Origin of the sequence: Brevibacterium sp. ACRRH, from assembly GCF_022346365.1 — a bacterium.
GTDB lineage: Bacteria > Actinomycetota > Actinomycetes > Actinomycetales > Brevibacteriaceae > Brevibacterium > Brevibacterium paucivorans.
The window spans coordinates 36,753-63,306 of the sequence record NZ_JAKRMN010000012.1; the positions used below are offsets into that span (position 1 = coordinate 36,753).

Annotated in this window: 25 protein-coding genes; 11 read left to right on the top strand and 14 right to left on the bottom strand. The window is 59.3% G+C overall.

The features are described 5' to 3' along the window. Window positions 1-33 precede the first annotated feature (33 nt). From MHX53_RS10775 to hrcA, 3 genes are read right to left on the bottom strand one after another with little or no spacing between them, the layout of a single operon-like run. Window positions 34-798 (bottom strand): 16S rRNA (uracil(1498)-N(3))-methyltransferase, encoded by a 765-nt coding sequence (locus tag MHX53_RS10775; RefSeq protein WP_239272697.1) that lies wholly within the window; start codon window positions 796-798, stop codon window positions 34-36. Then, complete coding sequence (gene dnaJ, locus MHX53_RS10780; RefSeq protein ID WP_239272698.1) at window positions 795-1,901, bottom strand: molecular chaperone DnaJ; 1,107 nt, start codon at window positions 1,899-1,901, stop codon at window positions 795-797. Before dnaJ ends, MHX53_RS10775 begins: the two co-directional genes overlap by 4 nt. Before the next feature lie 32 nt (window positions 1,902-1,933). Further along, the gene (gene hrcA / locus MHX53_RS10785) at window positions 1,934-2,935 is read right to left on the bottom strand and encodes a heat-inducible transcriptional repressor HrcA (protein WP_239272699.1); all 1,002 of its coding nucleotides are present in this window, start codon (window positions 2,933-2,935) and stop codon (window positions 1,934-1,936) included. Between the two features lie 91 nt (window positions 2,936-3,026). Between hrcA and MHX53_RS10790 the strand changes: the two genes are divergently transcribed. Next, a complete protein-coding gene (locus MHX53_RS10790) occupies window positions 3,027-3,869 on the top strand; it encodes a DUF3097 domain-containing protein (RefSeq protein WP_239272700.1) in 843 nt (280 codons plus the stop codon). A 111-nt stretch (window positions 3,870-3,980) separates the two neighbouring features. After that, a complete protein-coding gene (locus tag MHX53_RS10795) occupies window positions 3,981-4,658 on the top strand; it encodes a DUF4870 domain-containing protein (protein WP_239272701.1) in 678 nt (225 codons plus the stop codon). Between the two features lie 54 nt (window positions 4,659-4,712). On the opposite strand, the gene hemW is transcribed toward MHX53_RS10795, so the two are convergent. Continuing rightward, the gene (gene hemW / locus MHX53_RS10800) at window positions 4,713-5,921 is read right to left on the bottom strand and encodes a radical SAM family heme chaperone HemW (RefSeq protein WP_239272702.1); all 1,209 of its coding nucleotides are present in this window, start codon (window positions 5,919-5,921) and stop codon (window positions 4,713-4,715) included. Beyond that, window positions 5,922-7,778, bottom strand: coding sequence for a translation elongation factor 4 (gene lepA / locus MHX53_RS10805; protein ID WP_204515886.1), 1,857 nt, complete (start codon window positions 7,776-7,778; stop codon window positions 5,922-5,924). Between the two features lie 115 nt (window positions 7,779-7,893). On the opposite strand from lepA, the gene MHX53_RS10810 reads away from it, so the two are divergent. Beyond that, window positions 7,894-8,565 carry a type II toxin-antitoxin system PemK/MazF family toxin gene (locus MHX53_RS10810; RefSeq protein WP_239272703.1) on the top strand — a complete coding sequence of 224 codons (672 nt, stop codon included), beginning with the start codon at window positions 7,894-7,896 and terminating at the stop codon, window positions 8,563-8,565. Between the two features lie 161 nt (window positions 8,566-8,726). After that, window positions 8,727-8,987: a 30S ribosomal protein S20 gene (gene rpsT / locus MHX53_RS10815; RefSeq protein ID WP_239272704.1), complete on the top strand. Its 261-nt coding sequence runs from the start codon at window positions 8,727-8,729 to the stop codon at window positions 8,985-8,987. An 86-nt stretch (window positions 8,988-9,073) separates the two neighbouring features. Here the strand turns inward: rpsT and MHX53_RS10820 are convergent, their stop codons facing one another. The 7 genes from MHX53_RS10820 to MHX53_RS10850 form a co-directional block, all read right to left on the bottom strand. Then, the gene (locus MHX53_RS10820) at window positions 9,074-9,388 is read right to left on the bottom strand and encodes a transcriptional regulator (RefSeq protein ID WP_239272705.1); all 315 of its coding nucleotides are present in this window, start codon (window positions 9,386-9,388) and stop codon (window positions 9,074-9,076) included. Next, window positions 9,388-9,819 (bottom strand): hypothetical protein, encoded by a 432-nt coding sequence (locus MHX53_RS10825; protein ID WP_239272706.1) that lies wholly within the window; start codon window positions 9,817-9,819, stop codon window positions 9,388-9,390. Before MHX53_RS10825 ends, MHX53_RS10820 begins: the two co-directional genes overlap by 1 nt. Before the next feature lie 94 nt (window positions 9,820-9,913). Further along, window positions 9,914-10,891 carry a DNA polymerase III subunit delta gene (holA, locus tag MHX53_RS10830; RefSeq protein WP_239272707.1) on the bottom strand — a complete coding sequence of 326 codons (978 nt, stop codon included), beginning with the start codon at window positions 10,889-10,891 and terminating at the stop codon, window positions 9,914-9,916. Between the two features lie 45 nt (window positions 10,892-10,936). Further along, entirely contained in the window at window positions 10,937-13,126 is a 2,190-nt protein-coding gene (locus MHX53_RS10835; protein WP_239272708.1) for a ComEC/Rec2 family competence protein, read from the bottom strand. Between the two features lies 1 nt (window position 13,127). After that, the gene (locus MHX53_RS10840) at window positions 13,128-13,883 is read right to left on the bottom strand and encodes a helix-hairpin-helix domain-containing protein (protein ID WP_239272709.1); all 756 of its coding nucleotides are present in this window, start codon (window positions 13,881-13,883) and stop codon (window positions 13,128-13,130) included. 103 nt (window positions 13,884-13,986) lie between these two features. Next, window positions 13,987-14,883 carry a DegV family protein gene (locus tag MHX53_RS10845; RefSeq protein ID WP_239272710.1) on the bottom strand — a complete coding sequence of 299 codons (897 nt, stop codon included), beginning with the start codon at window positions 14,881-14,883 and terminating at the stop codon, window positions 13,987-13,989. Then, entirely contained in the window at window positions 14,880-16,190 is a 1,311-nt protein-coding gene (locus MHX53_RS10850) for a UDP-glucose/GDP-mannose dehydrogenase family protein (protein ID WP_102238165.1), read from the bottom strand. Before MHX53_RS10850 ends, MHX53_RS10845 begins: the two co-directional genes overlap by 4 nt. A gap of 116 nt (window positions 16,191-16,306) precedes the next feature. On the opposite strand from MHX53_RS10850, the gene MHX53_RS10855 reads away from it, so the two are divergent. Genes MHX53_RS10855 through MHX53_RS10865 form a run of 3 tightly spaced genes read left to right on the top strand, consistent with a single transcriptional unit; the run spans window position 16,307 to window position 17,717 of the window. Continuing rightward, entirely contained in the window at window positions 16,307-16,996 is a 690-nt protein-coding gene (locus MHX53_RS10855) for a hypothetical protein (RefSeq protein ID WP_239272711.1), read from the top strand. After that, window positions 16,996-17,370 (top strand): CrcB family protein, encoded by a 375-nt coding sequence (locus MHX53_RS10860; protein ID WP_239272712.1) that lies wholly within the window; start codon window positions 16,996-16,998, stop codon window positions 17,368-17,370. Before MHX53_RS10855 ends, MHX53_RS10860 begins: the two co-directional genes overlap by 1 nt. Then, window positions 17,322-17,717, top strand: coding sequence for a CrcB family protein (locus MHX53_RS10865; protein WP_239272713.1), 396 nt, complete (start codon window positions 17,322-17,324; stop codon window positions 17,715-17,717). The genes MHX53_RS10860 and MHX53_RS10865 overlap by 49 nt, the downstream gene beginning before the upstream one ends. Here MHX53_RS10865 and nadE read toward each other — a convergent pair. Both nadE and leuS read right to left on the bottom strand, forming a co-directional pair. Continuing rightward, window positions 17,714-18,541 (bottom strand): ammonia-dependent NAD(+) synthetase, encoded by an 828-nt coding sequence (gene nadE / locus MHX53_RS10870; RefSeq protein WP_239272714.1) that lies wholly within the window; start codon window positions 18,539-18,541, stop codon window positions 17,714-17,716. The two genes, MHX53_RS10865 and nadE, sit on opposite strands and share 4 nt — an antisense overlap. Window positions 18,542-18,631: 90 nt before the next feature. After that, window positions 18,632-21,460: a leucine--tRNA ligase gene (gene leuS / locus MHX53_RS10875; RefSeq protein WP_239272715.1), complete on the bottom strand. Its 2,829-nt coding sequence runs from the start codon at window positions 21,458-21,460 to the stop codon at window positions 18,632-18,634. A gap of 186 nt (window positions 21,461-21,646) precedes the next feature. Between leuS and MHX53_RS10880 the strand changes: the two genes are divergently transcribed. The 4 genes from MHX53_RS10880 to MHX53_RS10895 form a co-directional block, all read left to right on the top strand. Beyond that, the gene (locus tag MHX53_RS10880) at window positions 21,647-23,461 is read left to right on the top strand and encodes a long-chain fatty acid--CoA ligase (RefSeq protein ID WP_239272716.1); all 1,815 of its coding nucleotides are present in this window, start codon (window positions 21,647-21,649) and stop codon (window positions 23,459-23,461) included. 72 nt (window positions 23,462-23,533) lie between these two features. After that, window positions 23,534-24,565, top strand: coding sequence for a polyphosphate kinase 2 (gene ppk2 / locus MHX53_RS10885; protein ID WP_239272717.1), 1,032 nt, complete (start codon window positions 23,534-23,536; stop codon window positions 24,563-24,565). Window positions 24,566-24,575: 10 nt separating this feature from the next. Next, a complete protein-coding gene (locus MHX53_RS10890; RefSeq protein ID WP_204515872.1) occupies window positions 24,576-25,616 on the top strand; it encodes a YhjD/YihY/BrkB family envelope integrity protein in 1,041 nt (346 codons plus the stop codon). An 87-nt stretch (window positions 25,617-25,703) separates the two neighbouring features. After that, window positions 25,704-26,554: glyceraldehyde 3-phosphate dehydrogenase NAD-binding domain-containing protein (locus MHX53_RS10895; RefSeq protein WP_343212372.1), on the top strand; the 851-nt coding region annotated here is incomplete at its 3' end.

Consider the following 26,554-nt stretch of genomic DNA (forward strand, 5'->3'; position numbering starts at 1 on the left):
CCTTTCGTTGAGCTATCACCAGTCTAGCCCGGGCTACTTCCAACGCCCCAACAACGTCTGCACAATCGCCAGCGCGACAGGACCCGCCGTAGAAGCCCGCAAAATGGTAGGCCCCAAAACAGCCGTCCGGGCGCCCGCCGACACGAGCGCGTCAACCTCGGCAGGCGTGATACCGCCTTCGGGCCCCACGATCACCACGATCTCATCGATGTCCCCCTGGGTAGTGCTCCCCTCCCCGAGGTCGTTCACCGCTTCCGTCAGCCCGCTGGATTCGGTTTCGTCCAGGACGATCACGCGTGATGTGGGGGTCACCAGTTGGGTAACAGCGGTTCCACGCATGAGCTCACCCAGTTCGGGCACGCGGGCCCGCCGGGCCTGCAGCGTGGCGGCGGTGAGGACGTTGGCCCACTTGGCCGCCATTTTGTGAGCCTTTTTGGCCGGCCAGTCTGCAATGCTCCGTTGCGCGGCCCACGGGATCACCGCGTCCACGCCTACTTCGGTGGCGGCTTCGATCGCTTGAATGTCCCGGTCGTTCTTGGCTAGGGCTTGCACAAGAACCAGCCGAGGTCGTTGCTGGGGTTCCTCCGTCTCGTCCGTGACGCTAAGCGTCAGGGAATCCGAGGTGCCCTCCTGGATTGTCCCCCGGAGGCGCACCCCAGTGCCGTCGATGAGTTCGAGTTCTTCTCCCGCACCCATGCGGCGCACGCGCACTGCGTGGCCGGCGACCTCGGGACCCACCGTGATGGTCCCGCTGGCACCCGCCAAGGGTGTCTCCGTGAGAAAAACCGGAAGTGTCACAGGTTAAACCGGTCGCGTAGACGGCTGAACGGTCCGCGGTGGTGGTTGCCCAGTTTGACGTCCGGGTTGGTTTCACCGCGCATGGTGGCAAGCTGTTCCAGGAGTTCGCGCTGTTTGGCATCGAGCTTGGACGGCACTTCGACGTTGATAGTCACCAGCAGGTCGCCACGGGACGAGCGACGCAGACGCCCCACTCCCAAACCAGCCAGGGTCTCGGTGGTTCCCACCTGCGTTCCCGGCGCGATTTCGAGTTCGCGTTCACCGTCAAACGTCTCAAGACTAATGGTGGTTCCCAGGGCTGCTGCGGTCATCGGAATCGTGACCGTGGCACGCAGGTCGTCGCCGTCGCGGGTAAAGACGGGGTGTTCGCGGATGGCCACTTCGAGGTGCAGGTCGCCAGCCGGACCCCCACCGGGTCCTACTTCACCGCGACCGGACAGCAGAATGCGAGTGCCGTCCTTCACACCGGCAGGGATCTTGACCGACAAGGTCTCTTCAGCACGCACGCGACCGTCACCGTTACACGACTGGCACGGGTCAGCAATGATGGTTCCGTAACCACCACAGTTGTTACATGGCTGGTTGGTGACCATCTGCCCCATGAGCGTGCGGGTCATCCGCTGCACGGAACCTTGTCCGTTACACAGCGAACAGGTCTGTGGCGAAGTCCCGGGGCGCGTTCCGTCGCCGTGGCACGTGTCGCACAGTTTGGCGGTCACTACCGAAACGTCTTCCGTTCCACCGAACACGGCGGTCTTCAAGTCGATCGACACGCCCACCAGCGCATCGCGCCCGGGGCGTTTGCGTGACGCCGGCCCTGGCTGGGCACCTGCCCCACCGCCAAAGAAGGCGTCGAACAGGTCCGAGAAGCCACCGAACCCTGACGCTCCCGGCTGGCCGTATTCGCCACCACCGGCGTCGTAGTTGCGTCGCTTCTGCGGGTCAGACAGGACTTCATAGGCAACCGAGACCGCTTTGAACTCATCGTCGTGGCCGGGGTTGACGTCCGGGTGGTACTTACGTGCGAGCTTGCGGTAGGCCTTCTTAATTTCCTCAGCACTCGCGTCGCGGGCAACACCCAGGGTTTCGTAGTGATCGCTCACGTGTGTCCTCATCTTGTAGTGGGTTGAAAAATCTACTTGTCCAAAATGACCGTAATGTAGCGCGAAACCGCGCGCACGGCCGCAATCGTGGTGGGATAGTCCATGCGGGTGGGTCCCAGCACGGCCAGGGAAGCGCGGGAATCCTCAGTTCCGTAGTTGCTTGCTATGACCGAGGTGGTCGCCAGGGACTCCGGGTTTTCGTGCCCGATGCTCACACTGACTCCATCGGCACTCATGTGGGCGAGGAGCTTGAGCAGAACCACCTGTTCTTCGAACGCCTCGAGGAGCGGGGCCACGTGTTCGTAGATCCCGCCCGAGGAGCGTGCCAGGTTGGCCGTTCCCGCCATCACCAACCGCTCTTGCCTGCGTCCCGAGGCCAACTCTGCGACCACCTCGGCAACGGTTGCCGCTGGGGCAGCCAGCGTTGCTGGGACGTCGAGAACCCGCAGGGCTGGTGCCACATCGTCGAGCGCCCGCCCGTCCAACACGCTGTTAAACAGGGTGCGCAAGGTGCTAAGTTCAAACTCGTCGATGCCCGTGCGCATCTCCACGATGCGCTGGTCCACCTGGCCGGAGTCGGTGATGAACACGACCAGCAGACGGTTGGCACCTAAGTCCACGAGTTCAAGGTGGCGGAACTTTTCGCGCGAACGCACCGGATACTGGATGACGGCGACCTGCGAAGTGAGATCGGCCAGCAAACGCACGGTGCGCTCCAGCATGTCTTCAATGTCGACGGGGTGAGACAAAATCCGCGAGATCGCTCGGCGCTCAGCAACCGAGAGTGGCTTGATCTCATCGATCGTGTCCACGAACTTGCGGTAGCCCTTGTCGGTGGGAATCCGGCCGGCAGACGTGTGCGGTTGAGCGATGAGACCCTGCGCCTCTAACGCGGCCATGTCATTGCGAATCGTAGCGGGTGAAACACCCAAGCTGTGGCGTTCTACCAGCGCTTTGGAGCCCACGGGTTCCTTGGTCGCAACGTAATCTTCGACGATTGCGCGCAAGACACGACTTCGCCGATCGTCGTTCACGAATCCCCCTCCACTGGCACTCTAGGTCGTCGAGTGCCAATTCTACGCCGGGGTGACAGCGGAACCAAACGCCCTCTAGGGTAATGGGGTGATGAACTACGGATCAGACGTGTTATCCGGCGGGCCACGATCCCACCGGCGCCCTACCTCTCGGAAAGTCCCGGCTCAACGTGGCCTGGTCGTTGAAGAAGTGAGCACCGGGTTCGTTGGCGCAATTCTGGGAATCGAAAAAGCCCCCGGCGGATTCGCAGTACGGCTCGAAGACCGCAACGGTCACGTGCAAAGCTTCCCCCTGGGCCCAGGATTCTGGATCGACGGCAAACCAGTCGAACTCACCCGCCCCACGGCCACTGCACCTACCCGCCCGCAGCGAACCGCCTCGGGGTCCGTAGCCGTTCCCGGCGCCCGCGCCCGCGTGGCACGCGGCTCCCGGATCTGGGTCGAAGGAAAACACGACGCACAACTCGTCGAAAAAATCTGGGGCGACGACCTGCGTATCGAAGGCGTGGTCGTCGAAGAACTGGGCGGGCTGGACGACCTCGAAGAGAAACTGGCACAGTTCCAACCCGACTCTTCGCATCGCGTGGGCGTTCTGGCCGACCACATCGTGTCTGGGTCAAAGGAAACCCGCATCGCTCAACGCGTGCAGGAACGGTTTGGTCCGGTCGTTCACGTGATTGGGCACTCATTCATCGACATTTGGCAAGCCGTGAAGCCACAGTGTGTGGGTATTCGGGAGTGGCCCGCAGTGCCACGCGGGGAGGACTGGAAAACAGGTGTGTGCCGCAGGCTGGGGTGGCCTCACACCGAACCAGGCGACACTGGGCGCGCGTGGGCACACATTTTGTCGCGGGTGAACACGATCGCCGACCTGGATCACTCACTGTCGGGTCGAGTTGAAGAACTCATCGACTTTGTCACCGTTGACCCTTGAGCAGTAGGGGATTCATTACACATATAGCAGGATTCCCTTACGGCTTTCTTCACATTCGTGCACATAAAGTAGATACTGAAATAGAGAACGTTTTCATCCTCTAGGAGAAAAATGACGAATCCCCACGGATCTGACGGCCCACCGAGCTTCGGTTCGAACCCAACAGGAGGTTTCGGGTCATCGCCTGCCTCCAACAACCCCAACGCCGAGGCGCCAAAGGCTCCTGAAGCTCCCAAGTCGGCAGACGCTCCTGCTAATGGCGACGCGTACGGCGAGCCAAAACAACAGCCAAAGTACGAACAGCCCACATACGAGAGCGCGAACCAGAGTGCGCCGCAGTACGGAAACACTGGGCAGAGCCAGCCATACGGGAACACCGAGCAGGGTCAGCCATACCCACAGGCTCAGCCCGCGGATGCCGAGCTACCCGAAAACGCATACGGACCAGGATCCGAATCCTACTGGAACTCCAGCAATGACGACCGCACCATGGGACTCCTAGTACACATCTTGGGAATCCTCACCTGCGTAGTCGGACCTGCAATCCTGTACGTGATCAAGAAGGACGAATCACCGTTTGTGCGTCACCACGCAGCGCAGTCCCTCAACTTCCAAATCACGGTGTTGCTCGCGCACTTCGTCGCTGGAATTTTGTCGTTCATCGCAATTGGAGGGTTCCTCACACCGCTGATCTTCATTGGCTCACTGGTCTTTGAACTCCTGGCACTTTTGAAAGCCAAGGACGGCCAGGGCTACAAGATTCCTGTAGCCATCCCGATCTTCAAGTAAGCAATAGGTATTGCAGATTCAGCGCCTGTACACCGTTTAGGGTGTACAGGCGCTTTACGTATCTAACGTCTCTACGAGTTCACGCACCATGTAATCAACCATGAGGCGACCGGAAAGCGTGGGCGAAAAATAGGTGCTGTCATCGTGCAAGTACCCCATGCGCACGAACCGTTCAATGAGGCTGTGAGCAGCGTTCGGTAAGGAATCGAGCGTCAGACCGTCGCGCACACGCGCTAACAGCAGAATCCTTTCGACTTCCCGGGTAGGAGCGTCTAACACTTCTCGGCCAACTGCTGGGGAATGCCCGTGTGCCAGCCGGCCTGCCCATGCACGGGGGTGTTTTGCGTTCCAAAAGCGAACGCCACCGATGTGTGAGTGGGCGCCTGGCCCAAAACCCCACCAGTCGTCGCCTGTCCAATAACTCATGTTGTGTTCGCAACGAGTGTCGACGGTTCGCGACCAGTTGGAGACCTCGTACCAGTTCAGCCCGGCTGAGGTAAACGCGGAATCGGCCCATTCGTATTTATCAGCCAAGTCGTCCTCATCGGGCATCGGTAGCTCGCCTCGCCTGACCTGAGCACCCATTTTGGTTCCCTGCTCCACTATCAGGGAGTATGCCGAAATATGGTCGGGCTCGCACGCGAGTGCGACATCGACGCTACGTTTCCAATCGTCTAACGACTCCCCCGGTGTGCCATAAATGAGGTCCAGACTCACTTGCAGGCCGGCGTCCTTGACCCAAGCGACGACCTCGGGAATGCGGTCCGGGTCATGCGTCCGATCCAAGGTCTGCAACACGTGCCCTACTGCCGACTGCATACCCACCGACACACGCGTGAACCCAGAACGAGCCAACTCACCCACATACTCCGGACTCAAGGTATCGGGGTTCGCCTCGGTCGTCACCTCGGCGCCGGTTACCACCCCGAACACCGATTTCAGGCGCGACAGCACGCTCCCTAGAACGGACGCGGGCAACAACGTGGGGGTACCTCCGCCAAAGAACACCGTGTTCAACGCGCGCGATTCACCCAATACTCGGGTCGCCAGGTCGATCTCGGAAGCAATCTGGTCCGGGTAGTCCTCGCGGTTGGCCCCTTCTCCAAGCTCGGTTGCCGTGTACGTGTTGAAGTCGCAGTATCCGCACCGCACTCGGCAATACGGAACGTGAACGTACGCCGCTAACGTTCCAGATGAGTCGAGCGCCGAGTCAGGCAACGAACCGTCGAGCGGTGGAACGTCGCCCTGGGGTTGTGCAGGCACTTAGTTCTTCTTTTCAGCTTTGGAGTCGTCAGAGCTCAAAGCCGCGATGAACGCTTCCTGTGGCACCTCAACCGAGCCCACCATCTTCATGCGCTTCTTACCCTCTTTTTGCTTCTCCAGAAGCTTACGTTTACGGCTGATGTCACCGCCGTAACACTTGGATAGAACGTCCTTACGAATCGCACGGATCGTCTCACGCGCAATAATGCGCGATCCGACTGCCGCCTGGATGGGCACTTCGAACTGCTGGCGCGGGATCAAGTCCTTAAGCTTGGAAGCCATGAGCACACCGTAGTTGTACGCCTTGTCCTTGTGGACGATCGCCGAGAATGCGTCCACTTTGTCACCGTGAAGCAGAATGTCCACCTTCACCAGTGCCGATGCCTGTTCGCCGTCGTTGTCATAGTCGAGGGACGCGTACCCCTTGGTGCGGGACTTCAACGAGTCAAAGAAGTCGAACACGATTTCCGCGAGTGGCATGCGGTAGCGAATCTCTACGCGGTCCTCAGACAGGTAATCCATTCCCTGCATCTGCCCACGCTTGGTCTGGCACAGCTCCATGACCGCACCCACAAACTCCGAGGGGGTGAGGATCGTGGCTCGCACCATGGGCTCAAGGACCTCTTTAATCTTCCCTTCCGGGTACTCGCTGGGGTTGGTCACGGTGTGCTGTGAACCGTCCTCCATGGTCACGCCGTACACCACCGAAGGGGCAGTCGAGATGAGGTCGAGGTCGAATTCGCGTTCTAGACGTTCGCGAACGATTTCCAGGTGAAGAAGGCCCAAGAATCCGCAACGGAAACCAAAGCCCAAAGCTGCCGAGGTTTCCGGCTCGTAGGTCAACGCGGCGTCGTTGAGTTTAAGCTTGTCGAGTGCTTCACGCAGGTTGGGGTAATCCGATCCGTCAATGGGGAACAGACCGGAAAACACCATGGGTTTAGGGTCACGGTAACCAGCGAGCGGCTCGTCAGCAGGTTTGCGCGCAGACGTCACCGTGTCACCCACCTTGGACTGACGCACATCCTTCACACCCGTGATGATGTACCCCACTTCACCCACACCGAGCCCATTCGAGGCCACGGGTTCAGGACTCGACACCCCAATCTCGAGGACTTCGTGGGTTGCGTGCGTGGAGATCATTTCGATCTTTTCGCGTGGTTCGAGCTTTCCGTCCACCACACGCACATAGGTCACGACACCTCGGTAGGTGTCGTAGACCGAGTCGAAAATCATGGCGCGTGCAGGAGCGTCCTTTTCGCCAACAGGCTCGGGTATGTCCTGCACAATCCGATCAAGGACCGCTTCAACACCTTCGCCGGTCTTACCGGAGACGCGCAGACAGTCCTCTGGTTCGCAGCCGATGAGGTTCGCGAGTTCTTGCGCGTACTTGTCGGGGTTGGCGGCAGGCAAGTCAATTTTGTTGAGTACCGGGATAATGGTGAGGTCGTTCTCAATTGCCAAGTACAGGTTGGCCAGTGTTTGCGCTTCAATGCCCTGCGCAGAGTCCACCAACAGGAGCGCGCCTTCACATGCGGCCAGTGAACGCGACACTTCATATGTGAAGTCCACGTGGCCAGGAGTGTCGATCATGTTGAGCGCATACGGGGTTCCGTCGACTTCCCACTGCATACGCACGGCCTGGCTCTTAATCGTGATACCGCGTTCCCGCTCAATGTCCATGCGGTCCAAGTACTGGGCGCGCATATCACGCGGTTCAACAGCACCCGTGATCTGTAGCATCCGGTCAGCAAGTGTTGATTTGCCGTGGTCGATGTGGGCGATGATGCAAAAGTTGCGCAACTGCTCCGGCGCGGTCGAGGCAACCGTAATTGATCGTGAATCGCTCACCTTGGGCATGCAAAACGTCCTTTTCTTTACAGCGAAAACATCCACCTGACGAAAGTGGACCAATTACTCATTGTCTCATGTCCATCAACTGCGAAGAAACCGGTGGCCTAGTAGGCTTGAAGCCATGGACTTTAAGTCATTCGCCCGGCGACACGTGCAGTCAAGCATTCGAACAGGTATTAGGTTTGCAGCTCGGCAACTGAGCGACCCTAAGAACTCCGATCTCCTCAGCGATCTGCTGGGCCAAAAGTCCGATCCACCCAAACAGGAACAGCCACCGGCTCCCGAGCGTAAGCCGGCGCCCACCTCGGGACGCAAGAGCGGCGACTACACCGCCAGCCGCAAGGCAAAGCGTGACCGCCCCAAACAACGCTTCCCAAAACAGCCCGACGGCGGATACCCAGGCGACTACACGGGCCCCATCAAACCCCTCTACTCGCCCGATCTCGACGGCGACGCCGACCCAGGGGAAATCGTGTGGGGCTGGGTGCCATACGAAGAGAACCACAAGAAGGGCAAGGACCGTCCCGTGCTCATTATTGGACGCGACAACAAATGGCTCCTGGGGCTCATGCTCACCAGCAAAGACAACATACCCGGCGGCGTTGGTGAAGTCCGCGAATCCGAACACGGAAGTCGCTACATCAACGTGGGCACCGGCGATTGGGACAAGCAAAAGCGACCCTCTGAAATACGGTTAGATCGCGTCATTCGTATTGACGCGCGCGATGTCCGACGCGAAGGTGCCATCATGCCCATGAGCATGTTTTCGCGCGTCGTTGATGCCGTGCAGTAAATAGTGTAGAGTTGTACGCTGTGTGTTCACCAGGGCGTGTGTCTCGCCTAGGTCGGGTGTTCACACGCTTGAGCCGTTAGTGAACTCTGTGTTTCCCCGCAGTTTTCAAGCCGGTTCAAGAGCCCTCACGACCATGAACGTTTCGACAGAAGAGTGTTGAATTGGCAAACATTAAGTCTCAGATCAAGCGCAACCGCACCAACGAAAAGGCTCGTTTGCGCAACGTAGCAGTGCGTTCGGAAGTGAAGTCCGCGATCCGCAAGGTCCGCGAACAGATCGAAGCCGGCAACGCTGAAGAAGCACAGGTTGCTTTCGCTGTTGCTACCCGCAAGCTGGACAAGGCAGTTTCCAAGGGTGTCCTGCACAAGCGGAACGCTGCTAACCGCAAGTCGAAGCTGGCTCAGAAGGTCAACGCTCTCTAAGAGCTTTCTTCTCAGCACAGACAAAAATGTGGCCCGGTTTTCACCGGGCCACATTTGTGTTTGGATAGCGTCCTTCTACCCTTGTCTTACTCTTCTTCGTCGAAAGACATTCGGGCAATCTCTTTCAGACCCTGCATGTGAGCTGCAAACACCTCGCGGCCTTTTTTGCTCAGCGACAGAGTGGTCTTTGTTTTCTTTCCCACAAAGCCCTTCTTCACGTCCACCAGCCCCTCTTTTTCCAGCGCGGTGATGTGTTTTGACAGGGTGGAGTCGGTGACCGATAGCTGTTGCTTGATCGTTTGAAAGTCCGACTTCACGCAGCCGTCTAATCCTGCGACCAAAGCTAGGCGGGTGGGGTTGGACAGCAGTGGCGATAACTGTTCAAGTGCGTGCGTCGTCATTACTTACCCCGATTCATCAGCATCAGCATTCCCACTGTTGTGGCGACGAGCGAAATTGCAGCTCCGATGTACAAGACAACCGGAGGTGCGCCCGCACCCCAACCGATGATTCCCGCCAGGAACCCCAGCAGTTGGCCACCTAAAACCGAAAAGAAAATGGGCGAATCAGTCTTGGACCACGAGCGGGCGCGTGTGTACACCGTGAACCCTGGGATCAAGAGAGCCATTGCGAAGACGAAACCAACGACCGGGAACTCTTCACTCACGGCCACCAAGAGTGGAACTGTGGTTGCTGTTGCTCCAGTAGAAATGAGCAGTCCCGCTAATGGCAGGTTATTGGCGGAGTCGAATGATTTGCGCGCACTGTCCGCAACGTTGAGGGCTTCACGCGCTTGTTCTGGATTAACGTTTTCCGGGTTTACATGTGCCACGGGGTTCTCCTTGTGTGATCCAACCATCAGGCTGTTGTGGAATGTAGTTTCACAATATCTACTACTTTCCACATTGGCAAGTGCTTTCCGGAAACTACTTTTGGTTTGCGTATTCCGCTACACCCAGGATGAGTCGTTCGACTGCGTATTCGGGATCGCGTCCCCCACCTTTGACCGCGTGATCGGCCCATGCGGTGAGCATGATCGCATCGCCTAGCGCTTCGGGGCTCCAGTAACGGAGTTCGCGCCTGGCCTTGTCGATCTGCCACGGTGCCATTTTGAGCTCTCCGGCCAGTTGACCTGCACTCCCCCGCATTCCGCTGACCTTGGCCAACTGGCGCAGTTTCATGGCAACCGTGGCCACCAAGGGGACCGGGTCCGTGCCGGTTTCCAACGCGTGTCGCAACAGGCCCAGGGCTTCAGCACGTTTTCCGGCAACCGCAGCATCGGCAACCTTGAAACCAGACGCCTCGATTCGCCCCGCGTAGTAACGCTCCACGGTTGCGCGGTCAATCGTGCCCTCGGTGTCCGTGAGGAGCTGTTCGATTCCTGCCGCCAGTTCACTGACATCTGCAGAGAGCGCCGACATGAGCGACGCAAACGCGTCAGGCTCAATCGACCGCCCGGCGCGCTTAAACTCCCCATTGGCGAAGTCGCTTTTCTGTGCGTCTGTTTTCAGTGGCGACGCATCATATGTGGGCGCACCTTGAGCTGCGAGCGCTTTGAGGAGTTTCGCCCCGCGGTTCCCGCCAGCGTGGATGAACACGACCACAGCGTCGGGGTTGGCGTCGCCTGCATATGACAGAGCGTCGGCCAGAAAGTCGTCGCTCATCGACTCGAGCGAGTCCACAACAACGTACTTTTGGGCAGAAAACAGGCTGGCCATACACGCTTGCAGAAGTGACCCGGGCTCATAGTGCGACGCGTCCAAGCGCACTCGCTCGACATCGGGATCCACCTTGGCGCTGATGCGTTCCAGCGTTTTGCGCACCAAAACAGCTTCAGACCCCGACACCACGGCAAGCGGTGTGGGTTTCGCCTTGAGCCAGCTCACCAGATTCTTTTTCGCCACGCTCCTACCCTATCGAGTCCGCGAGCTTGACAACGTCCATGAGCGTCATAGCTGCGTCTTGCACTCGTGACCGGCAAAGTTGCCGTCTTCGTCAAGGACCAGTGTTCCGCACTGATCCGTGCGCAACACGGGAATGGGGCCAAAAGCTCTAAGCGCATGCCCTGTGGGGTGCCCGTACGTGTTGGGTCCCACGGACACCGCCCCCACACGTGGCTCAACTGCTCGGAAGAACCTTTCGTCTAGATCGCGTGACCCGTGGTGGGGTGCCAGAAGGATGTCGGCGGGTTCAATGTCGCGGGCCAGCACCCGCTGTTCGTCCTTGCCCACGTCACCGGGGATAAGTATGGACACCGTCCCCGAGGTGGTTGGCACCTCCGCTCGAATGACCAGCGAGGTGGCGTTGGAGCCGGGTTTGCGTGTGGGTCCTGGCCACAGAACTGACCACGTGATCTGCCCGTGCTGGTACGCATGACCTTTTTCAACCGGGGTGGGAGTTACCGGCAAATGTAGGGCTTTTAGCTCCTGCCCTGCCGCGTCGGGAGGTGACACATACACAGTTCGCAGGGTGCGACCTCGGGAAACTCCTTCTATGGCGCCTACGTGGTCTTTATCCAGGTGGGACAGCGCCAGGTCTACGTGGGTGACGTTCAGGCTGCGGAGGCAGGCGTCGATTTTGTCGTCGTAGGCGCCCGTGTCAACGACGAGGGCCGACGACTGTCCGGTTTTCAGTACGGTAGCGCTGCCCTGCCCCACATCGCACACGGCAGCGACCCAGTGCGTGTAGCGAGGGGTCGCGATCAGCGGGACGCAACTGCCCACGACCAGCACGACCACGGCAAGGCCGGCACACCCGCGCGAGCGCCGAATCACGGCCACAGCGCTCAAGGCACTGACGCACGAGGCCAGTCCGATTCCGGTAGCTCCGGTGATCCACGCACTGTGTGCGCCCGGGAGCGTGACCGCGAACTGTGCCACTGCAGGTATCCACCACGAACACACTGCTCCGAACCACGCAATCACCCCACTGGCAGGCGGAACCATTTGGGTACACAGCACGAGCATGCCGGCAAGCGTCGCCGGCGCAATCACGGGAGCGCACGCCGCATTCGCCAGCACGGCCCATGCGCTGGGCGGGTTCCCTAACGCGACTGACACGGGGAACACGCCGATTTGCGCGGTGAGGGGAATCGCGAGCGCTTGTGCCACGAATCTGGGTAACCCCATGCGTGTTCCGATCCGTGTCATGGGGTCACCCATCACCATAAGCGCCGTGGTTGCTGCAACCGAGAGGATGAATCCGGCCGATACCGACAGTTCTGGGCGCATGACCAGCAGGATGACCACGGTGCTTGCGATGACCGAGATGCCCGCGTGTCCGGTTCCGCGCACCAACACGATTGCACCTACGAGCCCCATGCCGGCGGCGCGAATCACGGACGGGTCGGGCCCTACCACGAACACGTACCCTGCGGTCACCGCCACGGCGACCCCCACCGAGACCAGTCGCTGGTTGGTGGCAAGGCGCATGAGGCTTAACACTGTGAGTGCCACCAGCGAGATATTGGACCCAGAGACCGCCGTGATGTGGGTGAGCGACATGGCTTTCATGTTCGCGTCCGAGGCGGCATCCAGTCCCGAGGTGTCCCCCACCACGAGGCCCGGAAGGAGCCTGGCTCCTGCATGGTTGTGTCCCGAGGTGTCCCGCAGGTGGGTGCGGAGGGAAGCTCGCACGCGCCAAGCTGCGTTGGGGGTTTCGGTGATGTGCCACGTGTCGATGAAGGCTTTGGTTTGGGGTCCGTCGCGGGTGCCGTTGGCGTCGATGTGGATGCGCGTGCCCGCCGCGGGGAGTTCTTGACGACTCAGGGCTGTGAGTACCCCCGTACGTCCTGCGAGTTGTGCGACGTGTATTCCGGATTCGAGCCATGTGGGGTCGGTGATGACGGTGAATTCGCCTCGAATGTCCCCGGGCGGGTTGCGGGCGTGGACGCTGGCCACGGTGATTCCGCTTGCCCCGCACGCGAAAAGCATCATGAACGCCAACGCGCGCACTGGGGTGCGGGGCGAGGCGCTGGATTCCCGTTCCGTCAGCCTCATGGTGACGACTGCCGCGACGCATGCCCCTGCGGCACACACCCCAGCCACCCACAGCGGTGGCGCCAGAACAGCGCACGTCCATGCGGCAACGGCTGCCACGGCGAGCCTGACCGTGGCCGGGAACTTCAGAATGACGCGCATCTCACACCGTGACGAGTGGCGTTAAGCGTTCCAGGATCGCCGGTCCGATTCCTGGCACGTCCTCCAACTGTTCGACGCTTTCAAACCTGCCGTTCTCTTCGCGGTGTTTGACAATGGCTTCCGAGGTGGCAGGCCCCACACCGGGTAGCTCCTGGAGTTCTTTTTCCGAGGCGGTATTCACGTTGATCTTGCCACCACCTGTCGACCCGCCTGAAGTCTCACCTGACGCGCCGCTCGTCGAGCCCGGCGCCTCCCCCGACCCCTCGGGCTCACCCACCTTGGGCACTTTGATCTGTTCGCCGTCGTTAAGCGGTTGGGCCAGATTCAGCGCCGATGGGTCGGCGTCTTTCGTCAGTCCTCCGGCGGCTTGGACGGCGTCGGTGATCCTTGATCCTGCAGGCAGTGTCAGCACTCCCGGTTTCTTCACTTCACCAGCGACGTGAACCGTGACATCACCAGTCGGCGAAGTCTCCGGTGACCCCACTCCCGTGGCAACCGGCGGCCCGCCCTCTGTACCTCCCGCAGCGTCTCCAGCACCTGCAGCGGCTTCACCAGAGCCGGGCGACTGCTTGAGCGCGGTGAAGATAATGAGCCCAACAACCGCGACAACGACCACCGCCGCGACTGCCACAATGACTACTCGCGTGGGCACGGGCCTGTTCCCCGGCACCAAGTCGTCGAGGTTGTCTTCGGGTTTCCACCCGCGACTCGACGCACCTACGAGGCCGGCAAAACGATCATCTGGTGAAGCTGACATGGCCTCACCCTACGAACGCCACGCACCCTCCCGCGCCGAGTACTCACGCGCCTGTGGAAACCGCCTAACCGTCCACACACCAGGCGCCATCTACACGGGTGAACTATCCACCGGGACGCGACTGCACAAAAACACCCACGGTTCCCGGCCCCACATGCCCGGTTACCACCGTCGAAACCACCCGGGTTTCCACGTTCACCTGCGCATCCGCACCCAGGCCAGCAACCACCTCGGCGACGGCATTCACCAGCTCACGCACCGCCGCGTTGGCGCCATCGACATCCTGTTCCGAGTGAACCACCACAATATCCACAGGTGCTTCGCCACCCAGAACGTCACACGACTCCCGCACAAAGTCCGCCAACTTTGCCACGGCCTTGCTGCGCGTTCGCACCTTGCCCCGCGTCACCACACGGCCATCGGACAACCCCAAAACAGGCACGATCGACAAGGTCTTGCCAATCAGCGCGGCCGCGGCACCAATCCGCCCGCCAGCCTGCAACCAGTCCAAGGATTCAGGAATAAACGCGACCCGGGTGCCGGTCCGGCACCAGTGGGCGACTTCCTGGGCGGCTGCTGTGAGTTCCATGCCCGAGGTGTGCGCCGCCACGCGCGCGGCACCCACCAAACCTGCCGAAAGAGTGAGAGAGTCGACCACCTCGGCGGGAAGGTTACTCGACGCGGCAGCGGCACGCGCGGACTTGAAGGTGCCCGACATCTCACCGGACATCGTGAGAATCAGAACGTCGTCAACACCGGCCTCTTCAAGCTCATGGAGCGCGTGTGCGAACGCGTCGGGTTCGGGCATCGACGTCGCCACGCGCTGACCGCGTCGAAGCGCAGAACACACCTCGGTGGGAGTCCAGGCCGAATCGCGCCGGTCTTCTTCCCCCACGCGAACCGTGAGGTCCACCGTACGTAGGACACAGTGAGCCGAAAACTCTTCAAAGTCCTCTGGTGTTAAACGGGCGGTGGAATCAACAATGATCCCGCGTGTCACGGGCGACCCAGCGCACGGTAGGACCAGCCGGCTTCACGCCACTGCACGGGGTCCAACACGTTGCGTCCGTCGACGATTGCGCGGTTCTTCACTAGCTTGCCCACCTCAACGGGGTCGAGGTCACGGTACTCGCGCCATTCGGTCAACAGGAGCACCACATCGGCGTCCTGCAAAGCTTCTTCAGCGGTTTCCGCGTACGTGAGCTGGCCAAACAGTTTCCGGGCGTTCTCGATCGCTTGCGGGTCGGTCACCACGACCGAACCACCCTGGAGCGAAATGAGACCTGCCACGGCCAAGGCAGGCGAGTCACGCACATCGTCGCTGTACGGTTTGAACGCAGCACCCAGTACGGCGATCTTCTTACCAATGAACGACCCGTGGACCTGTTCACGCGCCAAGTCGACCATGCGGACGCGACGACGCATGTTGATCGAGTCGATCTCGCGCAAGAACGCAACAGCCTGGTCGGCGCCCAACTCACCGGCGCGCGCCATGAACGCGCGAATGTCCTTAGGCAAGCACCCACCGCCAAAGCCCAGTCCGGCGTTGAGGAACTTGCGTCCGATCCGGTCGTCCATCCCGATCGCGTCGGCGAGCACCGTGACGTCTGCACCGGCGGCTTCACACAGTTCGGCCATGGCGTTGATGAAGGAAATTTTGGTGGCCAGGAACGAGTTGGCCGCGGTTTTCACCAGCTCCGCGGTCGCATAGTCCATGATGAGACGCGGAGTGTCAGTCTCGAGGTTGTGCGCGTACACCTCGTCAAGAGCGGCGATAGCCTTCTCACCGGCTTCGCCTTCCGGAACACCGTAGATGATGCGGTTGGGGGTGAGCGTGTCGTCAACGGCGTGTCCTTCACGCAAGAACTCTGGATTCCACGCCAAAACGGCGCCGTGTTCGGTCACGGCAGGTTCCATACGCGCGGCTGTTCCCACGGGAACGGTTGATTTCCCTACGACCACATCGCCGGGGCTCAGAATCGTGGCCACCGACTCAAAGGCCGCTTCCACGTATGTCATGTCGGCGGCGAACTCGCCTTTCCGTTGCGGGGTTCCCACGCACACAAAGTGGACCGTCGCTTCTTTGGCTTGTTCAATGTCAGTGGTAAACGTGAGGTTTCCGGACTCCTGGCCCTTTTTCAAAAGCTCTGGGAGTCCCGGTTCAAAGAATGGCGCGTCGAAGTTCGACAAGGCGCGCACTTTGTTTTCGTCTACATCAACACCGATCACCGTGTGTCCGACAGACGCCATGGCTGCCGCGTGAACAGCACCCAAGTACCCGCACCCGATTACCGATATTGTGCTCATGAAAGTTTTTCCGTTCCGTAGGGTTCATGTCAGGCTCAATGACTGACAGGGGCTCTTTCCTCAAATCAGTATAGAAGTCCACAAACACGTACACGCTTTTAGCTAGACTTTCAGCCGTGAGGCGTTTTGGAGACTTTTTAGTGAATTCGTGGGCGGCGACTCTCATCCTTGCGGTCGCGGTCGTTGCTCTTATCCTGTTCCTGATTCCCCCGTTGCACTCAGTAGCGTGGATTATTGGGCTCATTCTGGTCGTGATTACCGCGTTGGGCGTTGTGGGCTTGGCCCATGAATGGTCGGCAACCCAGGCGCGGATTGACCGGTTGGGTGATGAGCTGACGCAGGCGTATGAACAGTCCAACCGTGTGCAGTTGAGCCAGGTTGAACACGAGCCACAGAACCCTGACGCAGAAAGCGCTGCCCGCATCCGTTCACTGTTCCCGCAAGACACCGGGCTTGTGCAGGAGTTGCGCGTGTCGCAGGTCGCCTCACTCAGCACGGAATCGCTACGAACGCTGGAAACGTTCCTGACCCAGAATGAGCACGCGTCATTCATTAACCGCGACGCTCACTACGCTTTTATGGACCTTTTCCGCACAGGCGCAGCACTGCGCGACTGGGTGAAGCAAGAAATGGCACCCGATGAGCACAACAGCGCTGAACTGGTCGTCAAACCCGGTGACACGCGCGAAGGTGGATGGCATGAATTCAGCCGCGCCCAGAACGACGGCGAAAACGTGGCTCATAACTTTGTGCAGGCGCGCTCGACATTTGAACGTGTCGTGTTCGAAAGTTCGCTCGACTCGTAGTGTCGCGCTTGCTATCGCCCCTTCTGGTCTTCACCGGTGGTGCGCTGGGCACGTGGGCTCGCGTCGCGATCTTTCAGTTCGGTGAAACCGCCGGCCTCATCACGGTCAACGCCGTAGGAACCCTGATACTCGCAACCCTGTCCGGGCTCTTGTTTCATGCCCACGCACCGTGGGCAACACCCGTGAAACTTTTCCTGGGAGCCGGTGTGTGCGGCGCCCTCACCACGCAGTCCACGTTGGCCCTCATGACCGTACAAGCTGGGCTTGGCGGGCTCACGCTCACTGTGGTGTCCCTGGTGACTGGCGCCTGCGCGGCCGTCAGTGGGTGGTTGATTGGGTCGGCGTTGCGTCCGTCGCCGAGGTCGTCGTGCTGATCGCGGTCATCGTGGCTGGCGGAGTGGGAGCGGTGTGCCGGTGGGCATGCGATACCGCCTTGAGCCGGTGGTTGGAATCGTCGTGGCCAGCGGCTGTTTTCATCATCAACGTGGTGGGAAGCTTCCTCACTGGGTTCCTCACAGGAGCCACGGTCGAACTTGCGGTGTTCAACGTGTGCGTGACCGGCTTCTGTGGAGCCTTCACCACGTTTTCAACGCTCATGGTGGGGTGGTTGGAGCTCACGCTCCGCAAACGCCCGGTTCACGGCGTGTTGTACGCAGTGGGAACAGTTCTCGCGTGCGTGCTCAGTGTGTGGCTGGGTCTGGTGACCGGTTCACACCTCTAGCAGCGGATCCACCACGTGTCGGCAGGTGTCACCGGCATGACACGTTTGTGATGGCTGCGACGGTAGCGATCCTCGATGGAAAACGCGGTGTCGTCTGCGACTGGTTTTCCTTCGAGGTAGTCGTCGATCTCTTCGTACGACAGTCCCAACGCGCTTTCATCGGTCTGCGCCGGCTGGTCATCCAGGAGATCAGCTGTGGGCACCTTCAAGTACAAGTGCTCAGGGCAACCCAGTTCTTGGAGCATTTCTCGGCCCTGGCGTTTGGTCAGTCCCGCAAGAGGTGCCACGTCAGCACCCCCGTCACCGAACTTGGTGTAGAAGCCGGTGACCGCCTCGGCTGCGTGATCGGTTCCCACGACCAACAGCCCCATGTCACCGGCGATCGCGTACTGGGCGATCATGCGCATACGGGCCTTCACATTGCCTTTGTTGAAGTCCGAGGTCTCGTGCCCCATCGCTGTTGTGAACTCTTTCGAGACTTCGTCGGTGGCTTCACCGATGTTGAACGTCACCACACGGTCCGGTTCGATGAACTCGAGCGCGTCTTGCGCGTCTTGCTCGTCCTGTTGCACCCGGTATGGCAGTCGCACCGCAACAAACGTCGCGTCGTAGTCGCGCCTGCGCAGTTCCTCAACGGCCAGTTGGCACAGTCGACCGGCGAGGGTTGAATCCTGCCCTCCTGAAATGCCCAGCACGAAACCTTTCGTGCCGGTCGTCAAACAGTAATCGACCAGGAACTGGACGCGACGCTGAATCGCTCCACGTGGATCGATGCTGGGGCTGACGCCCAAAGCCAATCGGATCTCTTCGGGTGAAACATTCATGCATTACACAGTAAACGTTTACCCGATCGTAAACGTCGCAAATAAGGCAGATCGTAACCAAGATTACGCGTGACTTTCGCCACACTTTGGTTACATGGGCACGATGTTCACGAGTTTGGGCGCACGCACGATCACTTTGCGCACCTCGGCGCCGTCCAGGCTACGCTGGGCGCCCTTAGAGGCAAGCGCCAACTTTTCGAGTTCCTCATCGGAGATGTCCGGCGAGACCTCCAAGCGGTCGCGCACCTTACCCTTTACCTGAACCACGCACGTGACGGTCTCTTCAACCAGGTAACGCTCGTCGACCTCGGGGAAGGTTGCATATGTGATGGTGTGTTCGTGGCCCAACTTGCTCCACAGTTCCTCCGCAATGTGCGGGGCAAGTGGAGCGAGCATGACGACAAGTGGCTCAATGACCTCACGCGGCGAGACTCCCACCTTGGTGAGGTGGTTGGTGAGCACGATCAGCTTGGCGACCACCGTGTTGAAACGGAAGTTGTCCATGTCGTCGCGCACACCTGCAATCGTGGAATGCAAAACGCGCAAGGTTTCCTCGTCGGCTGGCTGATCCGTCACCTTGAGTTCGCCGGAGTCTTCGTCAACAATCAGACGCCACACGCGCTGCAAGAAGCGCTGAGCACCCACGACAGCACGGGTTTCCCATGCGCGTGACACTTCGAGCGGTCCCATCGACATTTCATATACGCGGAACGTGTCGGCGCCGTACTCGTCGTACATGTCGTCGGGTGTCACCATGTTCTTGAGCGACTTACCCATTTTCCCGTACTCGCGCGACACTTGTTCGCCCTGATACCAGAACGTGCCATCTTCTTTTTCTTCAACCTCATTGGCTGGCACGTACACGCCCCGCGCGTCGGTGAACGCATACGCCTGGATGTACCCCTGGTTGATGAGCTTGTAGAACGGTTCAAAGCTGGAAATGTGCCCGAGGTCGTGGAGGACTTTGTGCCAGAAGCGGGCGTACAGCAAGTGAAGGACCGCGTGCTCAACACCGCCGATGTAAAGGTCAGCTCCCCCGGACTTCTTGTCTTCCCGTGGCCCCAGCCAGTACCTTTCGTTCTCGGGGTCGACGAGTGCACGGTCGTTGTGTGGGTCCGCATACCGCAGTTGGTACCACGACGAACCTGCCCAGTTGGGCATCGTGTTGGTCTCGCGGGTGTAGGTTTTGAGCCCATCTCCCAGGTCGAGTTCGACGGTGACCCAGTCGCGGTTACGCCCCAGAGGTGGTTCCGGTTCGGAGTCCACGTCATCGGGTTCGAAGGTCTTGGGGCTGAAGTTTTCCAGCTCTGGAAGATCAACCGGGAGCTGGTCCTCAGGAATCAGATGTGGGGTGCCTTCTTCGTCGTACACGATGGGGAATGGTTCACCCCAGTAGCGCTGACGGCTAAACAGCCAGTCACGCAAGCGATACTGCGTGGTCTCTTCGGCAAGCCCGTGTTCGGCAAGCCATGTCACCACCCGGTTTTTCGCTTCATCGACGTCGACCGCGTTGACATCGATGTGTTCATTCGCCGAGTTGATCTTCTGGCCTTCACCCAAGTACGGCGTATCTTCGTCGTGATCTGCCGGCGGTTCAACCGTGCGGATATAAGGCAGGCCGTATTCCTTAGCGAAATCCCAGTCACGACTGTCTTCTGCCGGCACACCCATGACCGCGCCGGTTCCGTACCCCATGAGCACGTAGTCCGCCACAAAGACGGGCATATCCTGCCCGGTTGCAGGGTTCTTCACATAGCTACCCGTGAACACACCCGTTTTGTTCTTGTCTTCCTGACGCTCGGCCGGGGTCTTCGCAGCCGCGGCACGCTGGTACCCGGCTACCGCCTCGGCGGGGGTTGCCACCCCCTGCGTCCAGGTGGGGTTCACATCTTCTGGCCACGCACCCTGCACGAACTCATCGACGAGCGGGTGTTCTGGGGAAAGAACGGCGAATGTGGCACCGAACAGCGTGTCGGCACGCGTGGTGTACACCTCGAGCTGCGGGACATTGGGGCCGGTGAAACGCACCAAGGCACCCACCGATTTTCCAATCCAGTTGCGCTGCATGTGCTTGACCGCTTCGGGCCAGTCCACTGCGTCCAAGTCCGCGTCCAAACGGTCGGCGTACGCAGTGATCCGCATGTTCCACTGCTTGAGTTTGCGTGTGTAGACCGGGAAGTTCCCGCGCTCAGAGCGGCCCTCTGCGGTCACTTCTTCGTTAGCGAGCACGGTACCCAGGCCCGGGCACCAGTTCACTGGCGATTCGCTCACATACGCCAAGCGGTAGTTCTGCAAAACTTCTTCACGTTCACGTGGGCTCAGGTCCGCCCATGCTCCTCGGCCGGTGTCACGCGCACCAGTTTCGAACTGTTCGATCAGTTCACTGATGGGGCGCGCCTTGGCTGCGTCAACGTCATACCAGGCGTCGAAAATTTTGGCGAAGATCCACTGCGTCCACTTCACGAACTCAGGATCGGTCGTAGCGAATGTACGACGCGGGTCATGTCCCAGTCCCAAGCGGCGCAACTGCCGGCGCATGTTATCTATGTTCTGATTCGTAGTGATCCGGGGGTGCTGGCCCGTCTGAACCGCGTACTGTTCAGCCGGCAGACCGAACGCGTCATAGCCCAGTGCGTGCATGACGTTGCGTCCGCGCATCCGCTGATAGCGCGCATACACATCTGTTGCCAAATACCCCAGCGGGTGTCCCACGTGAAGGCCACGCCCCGACGGGTACGGGAACATGTCCATGAGATACATGGGCGCCCCCAGGTCACGGTTATCCCCGGCCAAGTCGCCCACCGGGTTGGGGGACGAAAAAGTCCCCTCTTCTTCCCAACGATCTTGCCATTTGAGTTCAATGTCTCCCGCCAGCTGCGCATCGTAGCGATAGGTGGGCTGCTCAGGAGCGTTACTCATTGGCGTCCTTTCGGGGTTGTCTCGGTCTACAGCTGTGTGTTTACAGCCACTTTAGGCTATCTCACACGCACCGGCGTAGCCATGTCAGCCACAAGTAAACTGCCGGGTAGAAAAAACGGTTCCAGCCCGTAGGATAAATACTTGAGTATCCACGCAGGTGGAGTCGCACACATACAGGGAGCCTCGATGTCCGCAATGATGAGTTCATCTTCCACACCTTTGACTTTTGACCTGCCGGAACGCGATAGCATCACCGATGTATTTTTAGCCCGGGTCAAGGCTGACCCGCACGCGCACATGTTGTCTCGTTTGGAGGACAACCGCGACGTCGCTGTTTCGGCGCAGCAATTCCACCGCGAAGTCGTGGAGGTTGCCAAGGGACTGATCGCCCGCGGCGTGAAGCCCGGTGACCGGGTGGGGATCTTCGGAGCCACCAGCTACGAATGGACCACATACGACTTCGCGATTTGGTTTGCAGGTGGCGTCTCGGTCCCGTTCTACGACACTTCTAGCGAAGAACAGTTGGCGTGGATTCTGAAGGACACTGGTCTGCGATTCGTCGTCGCAGAGTCCCAGGCACACAGTGACCGTGTGGCTCAGGCCCTTGAGACAAGCGACATCGAAGAACCCCTCGAGATGAGTGTGTGGGATGAGGCAGGCCACCGCTCGCTCGTGGCAGATGGCCGCAATGTTTCCGCCGAGGTCGTCGAGGCCGCCCGCTCAACGCGCGGCAAGTATGACGACGCGACCATCATTTACACCTCAGGAACAACGGGCCGTTCACGCGGTTGCGTTCTCACACACGCAAACTTCGTTGACACCTCGGCGAGCGCTGCCGTGCAGATCAACCAGGTTGTGGTTCCTGGCGCGCGGTGCCTTCTGTTCATCCCAACCGCGCACGTGTTCGCCCGCTTTATCGAAGTGATGTGCCTGTTGCACGGAGTCACCCTGGCGCACGAATCGGATCTCAAGCGACTCACCGAGGCGCTGGGGATTTTCCGACCCACGTTCATTCTGGGAGTTCCGCGCGTTTTCGAGAAGGTGTTCAACTCCGCTCTTCAAAAGGCTGAAGCAGAGAAGAAGGCGCCAATTTTCCGTGCTGCCGAAGCCGTCGCTGTGCAGTACTCAATTGCACTCGGCGAAGGCAAGGTGTCCCCATGGCTCAAAGCCAAACACAAGCTTTTCGACGTTCTGGTGTACTCCAAACTCCGCGCTATTTTGGGTGGCCAAGCCACCCACGCCGTGTCCGGCGGTGGCCCGCTGGGATTCCGTTTAGGCCACTTCTTTAAAGGTATTGGCGTGGACATTCTCGAAGGGTACGGACTGACTGAAACCACCGCACCCATCGCAGTGAACACTCCTGGGAAGTCCAAGATCGGAACCGTTGGTGTGCCTCTTCCGGGCAATACAGTAGCGGTAGCTCCCGACGGCGAGATCCTGGCCAAGGGTGTCAGCGTGTTCAAGGAATACCTCAACGACCCAGAAGAAACTCAAAAAGCCTTTGTCGACGGATGGTTCTGCACGGGTGACTTTGGGGCCCTCGACGAAGACGGATACGTCAGCGTGACAGGGCGTAAGAAGGAACTCATCATTACCGCAGGCGGCAAGAACGTCGCTCCTGCTCCGTTTGAAGATGAACTTCGTCGCCACCCAGTTATTGGTCAAGCGGTTGTCATTGGCGAAGGCAAGAAGTTCGTCTCGGTCCTGGTGTTCCCGGATGTGGAGATGTTGCCCACCTGGTTGGAAAACCGAGATCTCCCTGCTCTGTCGCTCGAGGACGTGCCTGGCAACGACAAGATCAACGAAGCCGTTGCAAAGGCCATTGAAGTCGCCAACCGCAGGGTGTCTCGCGCTGAATCGATTCGCGAATACCGGATCGTCCCGGCTCAGCTCACGGAAGAAAACGGGTATCTTTCGGCCAAGCAGTCAGTGAAGCGTCACATCGTCAACAAGGACTTCAGTTCCTACATCGACGATATTTACGGACCAGAGAACGCGTAATGACCAGCGTCACGTCGACTCTCATCACACTGGTTGTGGCACCCAGATAGTTCAAAATATAGACTTAACGGTATGAGTGAAGACACGCCCACCAATGACACCGATCCAACGGTCCCACAAGACGCAGAAAAGGGTGTCACTTCAGATGCTGCTGACGCCAAACAGAGCGAACCAGCTAAGGACGCGCCTAAGTTTGAACTGACTCCTGAAGGTATTCCAGACTTCGCCAATGAAATTGACTCTCTGCGCTCCCTGCAGAGGCAGGTCGACGGAACCAAATCAAAGTCCAAAGCCTGGAAGAAGGGATACCCGTACCGCACCAAGATGGCGCGGCCGGCGTATGAGCGCGAAAAGCGCAAACTTCAGATTGAGCTCCTGAAGCTTCAAACGTGGATCAAGGAGACCGGCGAACGCGTCGTCATTATCTTCGAAGGACGCGACGCCGCAGGTAAGGGTGGTGCGATCAAGCGCTTCACTGAACACCTCAACCCGCGCGGCGCTCGAGTTGTCGCCCTGGAAAAGCCCACGGAACGCGAACAGACCCAGTGGTATTTCCAGCGCTACGTTCAGCACCTTCCCGCGGCCGGCGAAATCGTCATGTTCGACCGTTCATGGTACAACCGTGCCGGTGTCGAACGTGTGATGGGCTACTGCACACCGGCTGAATACCTCGACTTCACCCGCTCATGCCCGCAGTTCGAAACCATGTTGGTGAACTCAGGGATCAAGATCATCAAGTTCTGGTTCTCAGTTGGACGCGAAGAGCAACTCCACCGCTTCACTTCTCGGTCCACCGACCCTGTCAAGCAATGGAAGCTCTCCCCCACCGACCTGGCCAGCTTGGACAAGTGGGACGCATACACGGAAGCCAAAGAAGCGATGTTCTTCTACACCGATACAGCGCAAGCACCGTGGACAGTGGTCAAGTCCAATGACAAGAAGCGTGCCCGCCTCGAAGCGATGCGCTACGTGCTCGCACAGTTCGACTACCCCAACAAGGACCGCCGTGTGGCCCACCGACCCGATCACCTGTTGGTGGGGAGCCCCAAAGATATCTACGATCAGGGCGAGGGCCCCACGGACTTTAACGCTCTAGAGATCTGACGAGGATTGAATGTCACACGTAGCTCTTCTGACTAAGCGTTCGTCGGCTCTGGCGCGTTCGCAGAAACTGCTCAACAAGCCGTTTGTCGTTCACCTCAAGGACACGGTTGCGCGGTTTGGCGCCAGGTTGGGTAACCAGTTTGGTGCAGCAATCACGTACTTCCTCGTTCTTGCGATCATCCCCATCCTCATGTTTGCGTTCGCAATCCTGGGCTTCACGCTGGACGTGGTGAAGCCCGAGTGGGTTGGGGTTGTCAACGACTGGATTACCGAAACGGCTCCTGGCCAGGACGAACTTGTCTCCATGCTCCAAAACTTCCTGGACAACTGGGAAGCTGTAGGAATCGTGGGTATCTTGTCTGCCCTGTTCACCGCTCAAGGGTTCATCGGGAACCTCAAGGACGCGATTCGAGCGCAGCTCACCGACGACATGGACAACATTCCTAAAGAGCCGTTTGTTGCGCGCACTATCAACAATGTGTACACGCTTCTTGGAATTCTGGTTCTCATTTTCCTCACGCTGACAGCAACCGTGTTGGGTACCGGTTTGCAAAGCGCAATCGCGAACTGGCTGAACCTCCCCGGCTGGTTTGCGATCGTGTTTAATATCCTCACGATTGCGCTTGCGGTTGCCATGAACTGGTTGCTGTTCATGTTCATCTTCACCACGATCCCGGACAAGAAGATCCCTATGCGCACTCGTGCGATCGGATCCTTGACAGGTGCTTTGGCCCTGACCGTCCTGTTGAACTTGGCAACCGTGCTCATCAGCGTGTTTTCTGGTTCACCCACAGCAGCGCTGTTCGGGCCAGTGATCGCGATCATGCTGTCCATGAACCTGTTCATCAGGATTCTGCTCATGGTGGCCGCGTGGATGGGTACCAGCCACGACGACCGAGTTTTCAATACGGTTCCCCAAGGCAAACCACTGCAAGCTCAGCAGAAGGACGACGACATCGACCTCACCAGTTCTTTGCTTGCAGTGCTGACAGCAATCGGTCTCATCTTCTTGACACTGTTTGGACTCAAACGGTTCGAGGAACGTGATTAACCAATCACCACAACAATTTTCAACGCAGCAACCCTGCGAGCAAGATAAACCGGCACTATACGTGCACACAAACACGAAGGAGTCGCTGTGAGCGAAGTGGCTAACACCAAACTGCAAGAGTGGAACACCAAGTCCGAGCTTGCCGAACAGATCCTGCCTGGAGTTGGGCGTCTGTTCCGCAACAACGACGTTCTGCTGACCATCTACGGACGTTCACTGCTGAACAAGTCCACAATCGGCATTGTCAAGGCACACCGCTACGCACGCCACTTTGACGGACAAGACCTGGACCTCAACGAAACCCTCGCAATCGTCAACGAGCTCCAGAAACTCAACCTGTCCGGTGCCCGCCTTGACCTTGGACGTCTGGCTGCCGGATACCGCGAAGCCGGCGGCGACCTCGGCGAATACCTCAAGAACGAACTTTCCGACGTCACCAACGGAGCCGAAACCCCAGAGCCACGCGACGTTGTGCTCTACGGCTTTGGACGCATTGGACGTCTGGTTGCGCGCATTCTCATTGACCGCAACGGTGGAACCGGAATGCGTCTGCGCGCAATCGTGGTCCGGAAGAATGGCGAAAACGACATCATCAAGCGTGCATCGCTCCTGCGCCGCGACTCGGTACACGGTAAGTTCGACGGCTCGATCACGGTCGACCAGGAGAACAACACCATCCTGGCAAACGGTGTCCTCATCAAAGTCATCTACTCGTCCGACCCATCGACCGTGGACTACACCGAATACGGCATCAACGACGCCATTGTTGTTGACAACACCGGTCGTTGGCGCGACGAAGAAGGCTTGGGCCAGCACCTGAAGTCCAAGGGCGTTGGCAAGGTCATCCTCACCGCTCCAGGTAAGGGCGACATCAAGAACATTGTGTACGGTGTCAACAACTCCGCTATTGAAGACAGCGACACGATCCTGTCTGTCTC